This window comes from Cronobacter malonaticus LMG 23826 (genome assembly GCF_001277215.2).
In the GTDB taxonomy this organism is placed as follows: Bacteria; Pseudomonadota; Gammaproteobacteria; order Enterobacterales; family Enterobacteriaceae; genus Cronobacter; species Cronobacter malonaticus.
Map to the genome: position 1 here is coordinate 13,378 of NZ_CP013940.1, position 13,947 is coordinate 27,324.

The 13,947-nt window shown below is 59.5% G+C and carries 12 protein-coding genes and 1 pseudogene; 6 read left to right on the top strand and 7 right to left on the bottom strand.

Features of this window, described 5'->3' with window-relative positions:
* Positions 1 to 11: 11 nt before the first annotated feature.
* The 4 genes from AFK66_RS00055 to AFK66_RS00070 all read right to left on the bottom strand — a co-directional run bounded on the left by AFK66_RS00055 (position 12) and on the right by AFK66_RS00070 (position 4,282).
* A complete protein-coding gene (locus tag AFK66_RS00055) occupies positions 12 to 1,292 on the bottom strand; it encodes an MFS transporter (RefSeq protein ID WP_023897784.1) in 1,281 nt (426 codons plus the stop codon).
* A gap of 164 nt (positions 1,293 to 1,456) precedes the next feature.
* Entirely contained in the window at positions 1,457 to 2,398 is a 942-nt protein-coding gene (locus tag AFK66_RS00060) for a sugar kinase (protein ID WP_023897785.1), read from the bottom strand.
* A 2-nt stretch (positions 2,399 to 2,400) separates the two neighbouring features.
* Positions 2,401 to 3,150: a sugar phosphate isomerase/epimerase family protein gene (locus AFK66_RS00065; protein WP_023897786.1), complete on the bottom strand. Its 750-nt coding sequence runs from the start codon at positions 3,148 to 3,150 to the stop codon at positions 2,401 to 2,403.
* A 112-nt stretch (positions 3,151 to 3,262) separates the two neighbouring features.
* The gene (locus AFK66_RS00070) at positions 3,263 to 4,282 is read right to left on the bottom strand and encodes a LacI family DNA-binding transcriptional regulator (protein WP_007779198.1); all 1,020 of its coding nucleotides are present in this window, start codon (positions 4,280 to 4,282) and stop codon (positions 3,263 to 3,265) included.
* A gap of 208 nt (positions 4,283 to 4,490) precedes the next feature.
* On the opposite strand from AFK66_RS00070, the gene zinT reads away from it, so the two are divergent.
* Positions 4,491 to 5,129 carry a metal-binding protein ZinT gene (zinT, locus tag AFK66_RS00075; RefSeq protein ID WP_007779196.1) on the top strand — a complete coding sequence of 213 codons (639 nt, stop codon included), beginning with the start codon at positions 4,491 to 4,493 and terminating at the stop codon, positions 5,127 to 5,129.
* Positions 5,130 to 5,175: 46 nt separating this feature from the next.
* On the opposite strand, the gene AFK66_RS00080 is transcribed toward zinT, so the two are convergent.
* Positions 5,176 to 5,838, bottom strand: a complete 663-nt coding sequence (locus AFK66_RS00080; RefSeq protein ID WP_004387610.1) for an OmpA family lipoprotein — start codon at positions 5,836 to 5,838, stop codon at positions 5,176 to 5,178.
* Between the two features lie 232 nt (positions 5,839 to 6,070).
* On the opposite strand from AFK66_RS00080, the gene AFK66_RS00085 reads away from it, so the two are divergent.
* Complete coding sequence (locus tag AFK66_RS00085; RefSeq protein WP_369832606.1) at positions 6,071 to 8,350, top strand: molybdopterin guanine dinucleotide-containing S/N-oxide reductase; 2,280 nt, start codon at positions 6,071 to 6,073, stop codon at positions 8,348 to 8,350.
* Here AFK66_RS00085 and AFK66_RS00090 read toward each other — a convergent pair.
* Both AFK66_RS00090 and AFK66_RS00095 read right to left on the bottom strand, forming a co-directional pair.
* The gene (locus tag AFK66_RS00090; protein ID WP_007779192.1) at positions 8,319 to 8,759 is read right to left on the bottom strand and encodes an N-acetyltransferase; all 441 of its coding nucleotides are present in this window, start codon (positions 8,757 to 8,759) and stop codon (positions 8,319 to 8,321) included. The two genes, AFK66_RS00085 and AFK66_RS00090, sit on opposite strands and share 32 nt — an antisense overlap.
* Positions 8,756 to 9,319, bottom strand: a complete 564-nt coding sequence (locus AFK66_RS00095; protein ID WP_007779189.1) for a DNA-3-methyladenine glycosylase I — start codon at positions 9,317 to 9,319, stop codon at positions 8,756 to 8,758. Before AFK66_RS00095 ends, AFK66_RS00090 begins: the two co-directional genes overlap by 4 nt.
* A gap of 155 nt (positions 9,320 to 9,474) precedes the next feature.
* Here AFK66_RS00095 and AFK66_RS00100 point away from each other — a divergent pair.
* The 4 genes and pseudogenes from AFK66_RS00100 (at position 9,475) to eptB (ending at position 13,913) form a co-directional block, all read left to right on the top strand.
* Positions 9,475 to 10,113 (top strand): annotated as a pseudogene (locus AFK66_RS00100) (lipase).
* A gap of 156 nt (positions 10,114 to 10,269) precedes the next feature.
* Positions 10,270 to 11,472, top strand: coding sequence for an L-lactate MFS transporter (locus tag AFK66_RS00105; RefSeq protein WP_032968484.1), 1,203 nt, complete (start codon positions 10,270 to 10,272; stop codon positions 11,470 to 11,472).
* A 118-nt stretch (positions 11,473 to 11,590) separates the two neighbouring features.
* Positions 11,591 to 12,022 (top strand): organic hydroperoxide resistance protein, encoded by a 432-nt coding sequence (locus AFK66_RS00110; protein ID WP_007779183.1) that lies wholly within the window; start codon positions 11,591 to 11,593, stop codon positions 12,020 to 12,022.
* A gap of 211 nt (positions 12,023 to 12,233) precedes the next feature.
* On the top strand, positions 12,234 to 13,913 hold the full coding sequence (gene eptB, locus AFK66_RS00115) for a kdo(2)-lipid A phosphoethanolamine 7''-transferase (RefSeq protein WP_007779181.1): 1,680 nt from the start codon (positions 12,234 to 12,236) through the stop codon (positions 13,911 to 13,913).
* The last annotated feature ends 34 nt before the right edge of the window (positions 13,914 to 13,947 follow it).

Sequence of the window (13,947 nt, forward strand, 5' to 3'; positions counted from 1 at the left end):
CCCGCCGCGTGTTACGCGTGGCGCGCCCCCACCGGCAGCTGTTGGCTGGTGGCCGGTTTGACTATCAAAGTGAGCCACACCGAGGCGAAAAGCGCCACCCCCATAAAAATGTATGAGGCAGACGGGTTGCCGGTCGCGCCGTTGAGATAGCCGACCACCCAGGAGCCGACGAACGAGCCGAGCGCGCCCATACTGTTGATAAGCGCCATCGCGCCGCCCGCCACATTCTTCGGCAGCATCTCCGGAATAATCGCGAAGAACGGGCCATACGGGGCGTACATCGCCGCGCCGGCAATCACCAGCAGGGTGTAAGACGCCCAGAAATGGTTCGCGCCGAGCGCCCAGGAGCCGACAAACGCGAGCCCGCCAATCAGCAGCAGCGGCCAGACGAACAGTTTGCGGTTCTGCATTTTATCGGAGGCCCAGGAGACGATAATCATGGCGATGGTCGCGGCCAGGTACGGTACGGCAGAGAGCCAGCCCACTTCCACCATACCCATGTTTTCGCTGCCGCTGCGGATGATAGACGGCAGCCACAGCACAAAACCGTAAACGCCGATGCTCCAGGCGAAATATTGCGCACACAGCAGGATAACGTTGCGCGAGCGGAAGGCTTCGCCGTAATTGCGTACCGCTTTGATGCCTTCCTGCTCTTTATTCAACTGCGCCTGTAGCGCCGCTTTCTCGTCATCCGCCAGCCACTTCACCTGCGACGGTTTATCCTTCACCAGCGCCCACCAGCAGAACGCCCAGACAACCGCCGGGATGCCTTCGATGATGAACATTTCACGCCAGCCGAACGCCTGAATGAGATAGCCCGAGACCACGGACATCCACAGCACTGTGGCCGGATTGCCGAGGATCAGGAACGTGTTGGCGCGCGAACGCTCAGACTTCGTAAACCAGTTACTGATGTAAATCAGCATCGCGGGCATGACGGCGGCTTCCACCACGCCAAGGATAAAGCGGATCGCCGCCAGCATCGGGATATTACTGACTACGCCGGTCAGCGACGCACAGCCGCCCCACAGAATCAGGCAGATGAAAATGAGTTTACGCACGCTGCGGCGCTCGGCGTAAATCGCGCCAGGGATCTGGAAAAAGAAGTAGCCGAGAAAGAACAGGGCGCCCAGCAGCGACGAAATGCCTTTGGTAATGCCGAGATCGTCATTGATACCGGCCGCCGAAGCGAAACTAAAGTTTGCGCGATCGAGGTACGCCAGGCTGTACGTGATAAACACGACCGGCATGATGTACCACCAGCGTTTTGGAGCGTTAGTCGGACTTTTCATCGTATTCCCTCTATGGTTGAGGTGGATGCGTCTCGTCGGTGTAGGGGACGACGGAAGCTGTTCATACTGTGATGTTTGGGAGAGGGTTTCCTCATGCCCGCCCTCTCTCAAAGGAGAGAGGGGAAACTCGTCTTGTGATGTATCGCCTTAAAAAACGTGAAGACTTATGACTCGCCAAGCTGCGCGCGGGTCGGCAGCCCTTCGCTGTCGCCCTGAACCTGGATGGCCAGCGCGCCAATTTTGTTACCGCGGGTCGCCGCCTCGCGCAGCGTTTTACCTTCCAGCAGCGCGCTTATCACGCCCACCGCAAAGCCATCGCCCGCGCCCACCGTATCGACCACGTTTTCAACTTTCACCGCCGACACCGTACCCTGTTCGCCGCTGGCGCTCTGATACCAGGCGCCGTCAGCACCGGTTTTGATAACGACGGCTTTTACGCCGCGCGTCAGGTAGAAATCGGCAATCCCTTCCGGGCTCTGCTGGCCGGTCAGGATCTGGCCTTCTTTCAGGCCCGGCAGCACCCAGTCCGCCATACAGGCGAGCTGGTTCAGCTTCTCTGTCATCTCCGCCTCGCTTTTCCACAGCACCGGACGCAGATTCGGATCGAAGGAGATCGTTTTGCCCTGGTTTTTCATGGCGCGCGCCGCGTGATCCAGTAGCTGATACGAGGTCGGGGAAAGCGCCGCCGCCACGCCGCTCAGGTGCAGGTGACGGGCGCTGTAAAACAGCGGCGCGTTAAAATCTTCGCCGCTCAGATGGCTCGCGGCGGAGCCTTTGCGGAAATACTCCACGCTGGGATCGGTTCCATCTGTGACTTTCGATTTCAACTGAAAACCGGTCGGATAGCGGTCATCGATCGTCACGCCGCGCGTGGCGATACCCTCTTTTTCGAGCTGGTTCAGGACGAAGCGGCCAAACGAATCGTTGCCGACGCGGCTCACCCAGCTCACCTGGAGTCCGAGACGCGCGAGACCGGTGGCGACATTCAGCTCCGCCCCCGCGACGCGTTTAAAAAAATGCTCCACCTGCGCCAGGTCGCCTGGCTCGGTTGCGACAAACATCGCCATCGCTTCGCCGATGGTAATCACATCCAGTGGCTGTTCCATGTTCACTCCTCGCGCAGCAGGTTGACGTAATGGCGGGTCACGGCGGTCAAATCGCGGCCTTCCAGCGGAAACTCAATGCCGCGCGGCGCGTCCGGCGGCAGCATATCCAGCAGCGTGCGCCAGCGCGGCCCGGCGTCATCCAGGGCAATGGCGCGATAGTGGTAGTGGTGCGCGGTGGCGGCTTTAACATGGATATAGCTGACGCCTGCGCGAAGCGTGCGGGCGGCCTCTTCCGGCGCATCGTCCACCCACAGCCAGTTGGCCATGTCGAACGTCAGGCGGACGGGAAGATTGAGCGTTTTGCTGGCGGTAAGGAAGCGGCGCATCGGTTCGAGACGGCCGCATTCCGTCTGATCGTTTTCCACGACCAGCGCGACGTCGCTCAGCGCCAGAAGACCCGCCAGCGGCTCCGCCTGGTGCGGATGACTGAAATGCCCGAGTGAGAGCTTAAGCCAGCGGGCGTTGAGTTCGTGGGCTTCGGCCAGCAGCGAAGGCAGGCGCGCGTTGATTTTGCCGTCGTGTTCAAACAGCGGCTCGGGCGCGGAGTAACAGGCTTTCAGGTGATGAGAGGCGATCGCCTGCGCCAGCGCGGGCAGGGTGTCGATCTCCGCGGGATCGAGCAGTTCACGGCGGATCTCCACGCCGTCAGCGCCTGCGCCCGCGATGATTGGCAGTACAGCCTGCTGGCCGCCGAGGGCTTTGATTTTGTCGTTACCGTAAGCGGCGGTGACGACGATAATTTCTCTCTCCATTAACTTCTCCGGAGTGATTACATCTGCATAACATAGTTAATACGCTAGATGGAACCGGTTCCAAAGAGAAGTCCAGGATGGCGAATTTATGATCGGGGTCACGAACCGTCGTTCAGCGCGCCGTCGAGCCGCGCACGATAAGCTCGCCGGAGAAAACCTGCTCGCGCACCGCCTGCGCCTGGCCCTCGATGCGCTTGACGACCTGCTCAAGGGCAGCGTAGCCAATCTGCCAGGTCGGCTGTTTCAGCGTGGTGATCCCGACGCCCGCCAGCTCCGCCCACTCCAGCTCGTCAAAGCCGAGCAGCCCGATATCCGCACCCCAGTTCAGTCCGATACGCCTGAGCGAGCGCGCCACCTGGAGCGTCAGCGCGCCGTTGGCGGAGATGACCGCTTTGCGCATTCCGCGAAAACGGGTGTGGAAGTGGCGCAGGGTATTGTCGAGATGATCCGCCTCGTGCAGCGGCGTTTCGGCATTTTCCGCGACGACGCCAGGGTAGCGGGCGGCGGTGGCGCGAAAGGCGGTCAGTCGCTCGCGGCGGGTGTTCACCGTCCCGAGCGGCTCGCTTAAAAACAGCAGCGCCTCGAAGCCCTGCTCGATGAGGTGTTCCGTGGCGGTGGTCGCCGCCTGGGTGTTGTCGAGCCCCACGACATCGCAGGCGAAATCCGGGATTTTACGGTCAATCAGCACCATCGGCAGCGCCGATTGTTGCAGCCGGTTCAGCCCTTCTTCGCGCATGCCGACCGCGTTCACCACGATGCCTTCCACCTGATAGCTGCGCAGGAGATCCAGATAATGCAGCTCCTGGTCAAGCTCGTTATTGGTGTTACAGACGAGCGGCGTAAAGCCTTTCTCCCGGCAGGCGGCCTCAATGCCGCTTAACACATTGACCGAATAGGGGTTGGTGATATCGGCGATGATAAGGCCGATTAACCGGGTGCGCCCGCGCTTCAGGCCGCGCGCCATCTGGTTAGGACGGTAATCGAGCTGGGCGATGGCCTGCTCAATGCGCGCCAGCAATGCCCCGGAAAGCAGGTGTTTTTCGCCGTTCAGGTAGCGGGAAACGCTGGTTTTTCCGGTTTTCGCGGCGCGGGCGACGTCGCTGATGGTGGGGCGTGACGCTTTGGTGGTCATGAGGCTTCCTTCTCAGGCTAAAACACCGGCGGGGCAGGTGACTGTTTTTATTATTAGATTATTTCGGTGGCTGTCGTAAAGCAGGCGTTTGCCTGCTGAGTATTCTCGTCGCGAATCATTTTTGGCATGTCTCAAGGTGTGGCGTCGCTTTTAATTATGTTATAACGTATCAAAACATAACTAACGCCTGTACAGGAGAGTAACAGACATGAAGAAGTTAGCCTTATTACTGGGAATGGGGCTTCTGCTGGCAAGTGCTCAAAGCGCGGCGCACGGGCATCACCACGGAAAGCCGTTGACGGAGGCGGAACGCCAGGCGAGCGAAGGGGTGTTCAACGATAAAGATGTCAAAGACCGTATGCTTAGCGACTGGGACGGCGTCTGGCAGTCGATTTATCCCTATTTGCTGAGCGGCGATCTCGATCCGGTGCTGGCAAAAAAAGCGCAGGAAGGCGGTAAAACCGTCGAAGAATATCGCGCGTATTACAAAAAAGGGTATGCCACGGATGTTGACATGATAGGCATTGAAAACAACGTGATGGAGTTTCACGTCGGGCAGACCGTGAACGCCTGCGAGTATAAATATAACGGCTATAAGATTTTGCATTACGCCTCCGGCAAGAAAGGCGTGCGCTACCTCTTTGAGTGCACCGACAGCGCGTCAAAAGCGCCGAAGTTTGTGCAGTTCAGCGATCACACCATCGCGCCGCGTAAATCCGCGCATTACCACATTTTTATGGGCAATAGCTCGCATGAGGCGTTGCTGAAAGAGATGGATAACTGGCCGACATACTATCCGTACCAGTTAAGCAAAGCGCAGGTGGTGGATGAAATGCTGCACCACTAAGGAGTGAAGCAGCCTCATCGGGCTTTCCCGATGAGGCCATCAGTCGTTACTGGAGCGGGCTTAAGGTGATTTCCACGCGACGGTTCTGCGCTTTACCCTCTTCGGTGCTGTTGCTGGCGACCGGGTTCGCCGGGCCCATGCCGCTGGTGCGGATGCGGTTGGCGGCCACGCCCTGGGTGATGAGCGCGCTGGCGACGCTTTCCGCGCGCTGCTGCGACAGCTTCATGTTCAGCGCCTGCCCGCCGGTGCTGTCGGTATAGCCCACCACGTTCACCGCGGTTTTCGGGTACTCTTTCAGCACCATCGCCACGCCGGTCAGCGTATTCGCGCCCGCCGGTTTGAGATTCGCCTGGCTGCTGTCGAAGGTCACGTTGTTCGGCATATTCAGGATGATGTTATCGCCGCTGCGGGTGACGCTGACGCCGGTGCCCTGCATTTTCTGACGCAGTTTCGCTTCCTGCACATCCATGTAGTAACCCACGCCGCCGCCGAGCGCCGCGCCCGCCGCCGCGCCAATCAGCGCGCCTTTGCCGCGATCCTTTTTCGACGAAGAAAGCACGCCGACGCCCGCGCCCACCAGCGAGCCAATGCCCGCGCCAATGCCGGATTTGCCCGCTTCACGTTCGCCGGTGTAAGGGTTTGTGGTGCAGCCTGAAAGGGCCAGTGCGCCGCTGACCATCGCGGCCACAAAAATGATGCGTTTTTTCATCGCATATCCTTATTCAATTTAATTCTGGTTCGCCTGGAGTGGCGGAGGTTGATTATGACGGGGGAATGTGATGAAAATTCCGGGAAGTGTTCTGATTTTTTATCCATAACGAATCGAGCGGCGACAAAGTAGCCATACTCACGCCGCCTCATCTGCAAACGCCAGTCAGGAGCCCGTTTTGGCTAACCCATCTGCTTTAAAACGCATCGTTACCGCCGCCCACTGGGGGCCAATGGTTGTCGAGACCGACGGTGAAACCGTGCTCTCTTCTCAGGGCGCGCTGCCGACGCGCCACCCGAATTCGCTACAAACCGCCGTCCCGGACCAGGTGCACAGCAAGGCGCGCGTGCGCTACCCGATGGCGCGTAAAGGGTTTCTCGCCTCGCCGGACAGCCCGCAGGGCGTGCGCGGGCAGGATGAGTTTGTGCGTATCAGCTGGGATGAGGCGCTGCGTCTGATTGACCAGCAGCACCGGCGCATCCGAGAAAGCTACGGCCCGTCGTCGATTTTCGCAGGCTCCTACGGCTGGCGCTCCAACGGCGTGCTGCATAAAGCAGCCACGCTGCTGCAGCGCTATATGAGTCTCGCGGGCGGCTACACCGGTCATCTGGGCGATTACTCTACGGGGGCCGCGCAGGTGATCATGCCCTACGTGGTCGGCGGCAACGAAGTTTATCAGCAGCAGACCAGCTGGCCGTTGGTGCTGGAGCATAGCGACGTGGTAGTGCTGTGGAGCGCCAACCCGCTCAACACGCTGAAAATCGCCTGGAACGCCTCTGACGAACAGGGCATCGGTTATTTCGAGAAGCTCAGAGAGAGCGGCAAAAAGCTTATCTGCATCAACCCGATGCGCCCGGAAACCGCCGATTTCTTCGGCGATCGCATGGAGTGGATAGCCCCACATATGGGCACCGACGTGGCGCTGATGCTCGGCATCGCCCATACGCTGGTGGAAAACGGCTGGCAGGATGACGATTTCCTCAACGCCTGCACGCACGGCTACGCGCAGTTTGCGGCCTACCTGACCGGCGAGCGCGACGGCACGCCGAAAGACGCCGACTGGGCGGCAGCCATCTGCGGCGTCGACGCCGCAACCATCCGCCAGCTGGCGAAATTATTCAGCCAGAACCGCACCATGCTGATGGCGGGCTGGGGCATGCAGCGCCAGCAGTATGGCGAGCAGAAACACTGGATGCTGGTGACGCTCGCGGCCATGCTCGGCCAGATTGGCCTGCCGGGCGGCGGTTTCGGGCTTTCTTATCACTTCGCCAACGGTGGCAACCCGACGCGACGCGCGGCCGTGCTGGCCTCAATGCAGGGCAGCGTGGAAGGCGGCGTTGATGCGGTCGATAAAATCCCGGTGGCGCGCATTGTCGAGGCGCTGGAAAACCCCGGCGGCGAATATCCGCATAACGGCGAGCCGCGCATTTTCCCGGATATCCGTTTTATCTGGTGGGCGGGCGGCGCTAACTTTACGCATCACCAGGAGACGCACCGCCTGATTAAGGCGTGGCAGAAACCGGAGCTGGTGGTGATTTCCGAATGCTTCTGGACGGCGGCGGCGAAGCACGCCGATATCGTGCTGCCGGTAACCACCTCGTTTGAGCGCAACGACATGACCATGACCGGCGACTACAGCAACCAGCATATGGTGCCGATGAAGCAGGTTGTGCCGCCGCAGTATGAGGCGCGTAACGATTTCGATATCTTCGCCGAACTGTCAGAGCGCTGGGAAACCGGTGGGCGGGCGCGTTTCACCGAAGGCAAAAGCGAGCTGGAGTGGCTCGAAACCTTCTATAACATCGCCCGCGAGCGCGGCGCGGCGCAGCAGGTGACGCTGCCGGATTTCGCGGATTTCTGGAAGGCGAATCAGATAATCGAGATGCCGGAGAACCCGAAAAATGCCGAATTCGTGCGTTTTGGCGCGTTTCGTGACGATCCGGCGGCCAACCCGCTCAGCACGCCGAGCGGGAAAATCGAGATCTACTCAGAGCGTATTGCCCGCTTCGGCTATGCCGACTGCCCGCCGCACCCGACCTGGCTTGAGCCGGACGAGTGGCACGGCAACGCGCAGCCGGACGAACTGCAGCTGCTCTCGTCGCATCCGGCGCACCGTCTGCACAGCCAGCTTAACTATTCCGCGCTTCGCGAGCGCTACGCCGTGGCCGGGCGCGAGCCAGTGACGCTGCACCCGGAAGATGCCCGTAAACGCGGCATCGCCCACGGCGATCTGGTGCGGGTGTGGAACGCGCGCGGCCAGGTGCTGGCGGGTGCGGTGGTGACGGACGGCATTAAGCCGGGCGTGATTTGTCTGCATCAGGGCGCGTGGCCCGATTTCGACTGGAGCCAGCAGGGGCTTTGCAAAAACGGCGCGGTGAACGTGCTGACGCGCGATATCCCGACGTCGCGGCTCGGCAACGGCTGCGCGGCGAACTCCTCGCTGGTACGCGTCGAGAAATACCGCGGGCCCGCGCCGGACGTTACGGCGTTTGATCCGCCTGCCAGCGCATAATCCAGGTCGGGTGGCCGGTCTCTTCCTGCCACGCGCTCTCTTCAATACGAAACCCCCGGGCGTGATAGAAATGCACCGCCCGGGTGTTTTTCTGGTAGACCTCAAGATGCAGGGTATCGTACTGCGATTGCACCTGCGTAAGCAGGGCGGTGCCGATGCCTTTTCCCTCGCAGTCAGGTGACACGAACAGCGCACCAATAAAGTTTTCATGCATCACGCTGATAAACCCGCGAAGCTTACCGTCGTTTTCTTCCACCCACGTGCAGGCACCGGGCAGATAGACGTCGCGCACAATCGGCAGGCTGGCGCGCCAGTAGTCAGGCTGAATGAACGGATGCCCGGCGGTGGTGCTGGCAAGCCACAGTGAAAGGATGGCGTCGCGGTCGGAAGGCCGCTGCGCGCGGATCACGGGCGGTGCTCCGGGTGGCGGCCGCACGTGGTGAGATGATCGTTCACCAGCCCGCAGGCCTGCATGAAGGAGTAACAAATCGTCGGGCCGACAAACTTAAAGCCGCGTTTTTTCAGCGCCTTCGAGAGCGCCTGCGCTTCAGGCGTCGTCACCGGCACCTGCGCGAGCGTCTGCGGAGAGTTGATTTTTGGCTCGCCCCCGACGAAAGACCAGACAAACGCTGAGAAATCTTCCCCCTGCGCCTGCATGGCGATATACGCCCGCGCGTTGGCGATAATGGCTTCGATTTTTCCGCGATGGCGAATAATCCCCGGCTCCAGCACCAGCGCGTCGACATCTTCCGGCCCCATCTGCGCCACGGCATATGGCTCAAACCCGTGGAAACAGCGGCGATAGTGTTCGCGCTTTTTCAGCACGGTTATCCATGACAGCCCGGCCTGCTGGCCTTCGAGACAGATCATCTCAAACAGCTTGTGGTTGTCTTTCTGAGGTTCGCCCCACTCTTCGTCATGGTAGGCGAGATAAAGCGGGTCCTGGGTGACCCATCCGCAACGTTCCATCCTGCATTCCCTCATTGTAATAAACACCCTGGCGATTTTCCGAAGCGGCTTGACGTTGCGAATAAAGAGACAATAGTTAATTCAGGGTTACTCGCCCATCCGCTAATAACGTCAATAAAAACGGCCGGAACCGGCTCTCTTCTGGAGTCGCTTTGATGATGATAACTATCTCTGGACGCCATGCGTTACGACGCGCGGCGGTACTGTTGTGGTCTCTGGTTTTTACCCAGGCGGCACACGCCTGGCAACAGGAATATATCGCTGCTGACCCCCAAAGTAACACTTCTGAACGCTATACATGGGACAGCGATCGCACACCAAGTTATGACGAGATCCTGGCCGAGCGCGTGGCGCAGACGCAGCGCGATGAAGCTGCGATGGCCGCTATGCCGGCAGGCCTGAACCTGACATGGCCGCTGCCGGTGGTCGCTCGCCCGGTGGCGGGCTGGCGGCGTGAAGCCGACGGCCTGCCTTTACAGGAGAATGGTGCCAGCGCAAATAACGCCTACTGGCATGCGAGCGTCGGCTCGCTCGGCTGGCGGCTCGATTCACGCCTCGGCGCGGTACGGCCGTGGGCGCAGGTGAGCTATAACCAGCAGCACGGCGATCCGCTGTGGAGTATGCAGCCGCTGCTGCCTGGCAGCCAGTACGGCTCGTGGATGGATGTTTCGGTCGGCGCTGATATGCCGATTAACAAGCATCTCGCGGCCTAGGCGTCCTTCTCCCAGGCGGAAGGGCGGCTTAGCGAAAACGACGCGCAAATGTACAACCTCGGCCTTAGCGCGACGTTTTAGGGCGTGCCATTCGCGCCCGTTCAAGGCCATCCATGCCTTTGTAGCGGCAGTTCATTCCGCGCCTGCGGCATCTCATGCCGTTTTCCCCCGAAAAAGTAGGGGTTTCGCTATCGTTGCAGGTAGTGAAGCTTTCTTCTTATCTGTGGGACAACAACCATGAAGACATCCATCCAACCGCATACCCGGTGGCTCACCCTGGTGGGCACGATTGTTACCCAGTTCGCGCTGGGTTCGGTTTATACCTGGAGCCTGTTTAACGGTGCCCTGTCGCAAAAGCTTGATGAGCCGGTAAGCCAGGTGGCGTTCTCTTTTGGCCTGCTGAGCCTGGGGCTGGCGCTGTCGTCGTCGGTCGCCGGTAAACTGCAGGAGCGTTTCGGCGTAAAACGCGTGACGATCGCCTCCGGCGTGCTGCTGGGGTTAGGGCTGGTGCTCACCTCTCATGCCAGCAACCTGATGATGCTCTGGCTGAGCGCGGGCGTGCTGGTGGGGCTGGCGGACGGCGCGGGTTATCTGCTGACGCTCTCTAACTGCGTGAAGTGGTTCCCGGAGCGCAAAGGGCTTATCTCTGCATTTTCTATCGGCGCGTATGGTCTGGGTAGCCTTGGCTTTAAATTTATCGACAGCCATCTGCTGGCGTCCGTCGGGCTTGAGCGCACGTTTATTATCTGGGGCGGTATGGTGATGGTGATGATTATCGGCGGCGCGCTGCTGATGAAAGATGCGCTGAATCAGCCTGCGCGCACCGGCAACAACGCGGGCGAAGGCGACTACAGCCTTGCCGAATCGATGCGTAAACCGCAGTACTGGATGCTGGCGCTGATGTTCCTGACCGCCTGCATGAGCGGCCTGTATGTGATTGGCGTGGCGAAAGATATCGCGCAGGGCATGGTGCGCCTCGACGCCGCCACCGCCGCGAACGCGGTTACCGTGATTTCCATCGCCAACCTGACGGGCCGCCTGGTGCTCGGCATTCTCTCCGACAAAATGCCGCGCATTCGCGTCATTACGCTCGGCCAGATGATCTCGCTGGTGGGGATGGCCGCGCTGCTTTTCGCACCGCTCAATGAAATGACCTTCTTCGCCGCCATCGCCTGCGTGGCCTTTAACTTCGGCGGCACCATTACGGTTTACCCGTCGCTGGTCAGTGATTTCTTTGGCCTGAATAATCTGGCGAAAAACTACGGCGTGATTTATCTCGGCTTTGGGATCGGCAGCATCTGCGGTTCGATTATCGCCTCGCTGTTCGGCGGCTTTTACGTCACCTTCTGCGTTATCTTCGCGCTGCTGATTGTCTCGCTGGCGATCTCCACCACCATTCGTCAGCCGCGCCGCGAAGCCTGGGAACACGCCCGCGCCTGATGTCCTTTCGCCGCCGCGCTCTGCGGCGGCGCTTTCCCCGAATGTTCTCACTTTCTCCCCAGTTCGCTCAGACGTTCTATGCTTAATAGCTGTGATTGCCAACACGAAGGAGAACAAGATGTCCTTAGAAAAAGTGGTTTATCGCGCAAAAGCGAAAGCAACTGGCGGCCGTGACGGCCGTGCGACGTCCGATGACGGCGTGCTGGACGTGAAACTCGGCGTGCCAAAAGAGATGGGCGGCCAGGGTGGTCAGGTGACTAACCCGGAACAGCTTTTCGCCGCAGGGTACTCCGCCTGCTTCCTGGGCGCGCTGAAACATGTCGCCTCCCAGGAGAAGAAAAAAGTGCCGCAGGACGCCTTTATCGAAGGGCAAGTAGGCATTGGGCCGCTGCCGACCGGTTTCGGGATTGAAGCCCAGCTGGATATCCATCTGCCGGGCATGGACCGCGCAGAGGCCGAAGAACTGGTGCAGAAAGCGCACATCGTTTGCCCGTACTCCAACGCGACGCGCGGCAACATTGACGTTAAGCTGAACGTCATTACCGACTAACCGGTTGTCCCGCTCCGTAAAATGCGGTTCCGGCCTCATATTTTTGTAAATACGAGCCGGGCCGCCCTAATTGCCCGCACTTTTCCCCGCCTCTGTGGTCTACTACCCCGCGACTGAGTTAAGAATCGCCTGATTCCCTCAGTATTATTACGTATACCTTTTTTATTTTTTTGGGGAACGGGTTTACCACCTGTTTGCCCGGGCGGCTTGCATGAAATACATCCTCTCGATGACCCAACAGAAACTGTGCATTCTGCTGGCGGTCTACATCGGCCTCTTTTTTAACTGCGCGGTGTTATATCGTCGCTTTGACGGATATGCGCAGAACCTCTCCTGGATTAACGCGGTATCCATGGTTGTCGAACTGGCGGCCACGGTGCTCGTCACGTTCTTCCTGCTGCGTGTGTTGTCGCTACTGGGACGGCGCGTCTGGCGCGTGCTGGCGTCGCTGGTAGTGCTGTTCTCCGCCGCGGCCAGCTATTACATGACGTTCATGAACGTAGTGATTGGCTACGGGATTATCGCGTCGGTAATGACGACCGATATCGATCTCTCCAAAGAAGTGGTGGGCTGGCAGTTCATCGTGTGGATGGTCCTGGTGTGCATCGTGCCGCTGGCGCTTATCTGGGGAAGCCGCTGCCGCGATACGCTGCTGCGCCAGCTCCGTACCCGCGATCAGCGTCTGAAAAGCGCGGCGGTGGTGATTGTGGCGGGCCTGCTGGTCTGGGCACCGATTCGCCTGCTGGATTTGCAGCAGAAGAACGAAGAGCGCACCTCTGGGGTTGATATGCCAAGCTACGGCGGCGTTGTAGCGAACTCGTATCTGCCGTCGAACTGGCTCTCCGCGCTGGGGCTGTACGCCTGGGCGCAGGTCGATGAATCCAGCGATAATAAATCCCTGCTGAACCCGGCCAAAAAGTTTACCTGGCAGGCACCGCAGGGTATTGATGACACGTATGTGGTGTTTATCATCGGCGAAACCACGCGCTGGGATCATATGGGTCTGCTCGGTTATGACCGTAACACTACGCCGAAACTCGCCCAGGAGAAAAACCTGGCGGCGTTCCGCGGCGAATCGTGTGATACCGCGACCAAACTCTCGCTGCGCTGCATGTTTGTTCGTGAAGGCGGCGCGGATGATAACCCGCAGCGCACGCTGAAAGAGCAAAACGTGTTCGCGGTACTCAAACAGCTGGGCTTTAGCTCGGATCTGTACGCGATGCAGAGCGAAATGTGGTTCTACAGCAACACCATGGCGGACAACATCGCCTACCGCGAGCAGATCGGCGCCGAGCCGCGCAACCGCGGTAAGCAGGTGGACGATATGCTGCTGGTGGATGAGATGAAAAACTCGCTGGTAGGGCACGATAAGGGCAAACACCTTATCATTCTGCATACCAAAGGCTCGCACTATAACTATGTGCAGCGTTATCCGAGAAGCTATGCGCGCTGGCAGCCGGAGTGTATGGGCGTTGATTCAGACTGTAGCCGTCAGGAGCTGATTAACGCGTACGATAACTCGGTGCTATACGTCGACAGCTTTATCTCCGATGTCATCGACCAGGTCCGCAATAAAAAAGCGATTGTGTTCTACGCCGCGGATCATGGCGAATCGATCAACGAAAAAGAGCATCTGCACGGCACGCCGCGCAACGTCGCGCCGCCGGAGCAGTTCCGCGTGCCGATGATGGTCTGGATGTCCGACAGCTATCTGGCCGATCCGCAGCATGCGCAGGCGTTCGCGCAGCTTAAACTGCAGGCAGAGCAGAAGCGCCCGCATCGTCACGTTGAGCTGTTCGATACCATTATGGGCTGCCTCGGCTACCAGTCGCCGGACGGCGGCATCAACCAGAATAACAACTGGTGTCATGTTCCTTCTGCCGCAAAATAGCCATATCGCTGGCTTTTCAGCCGATCGACAGGCT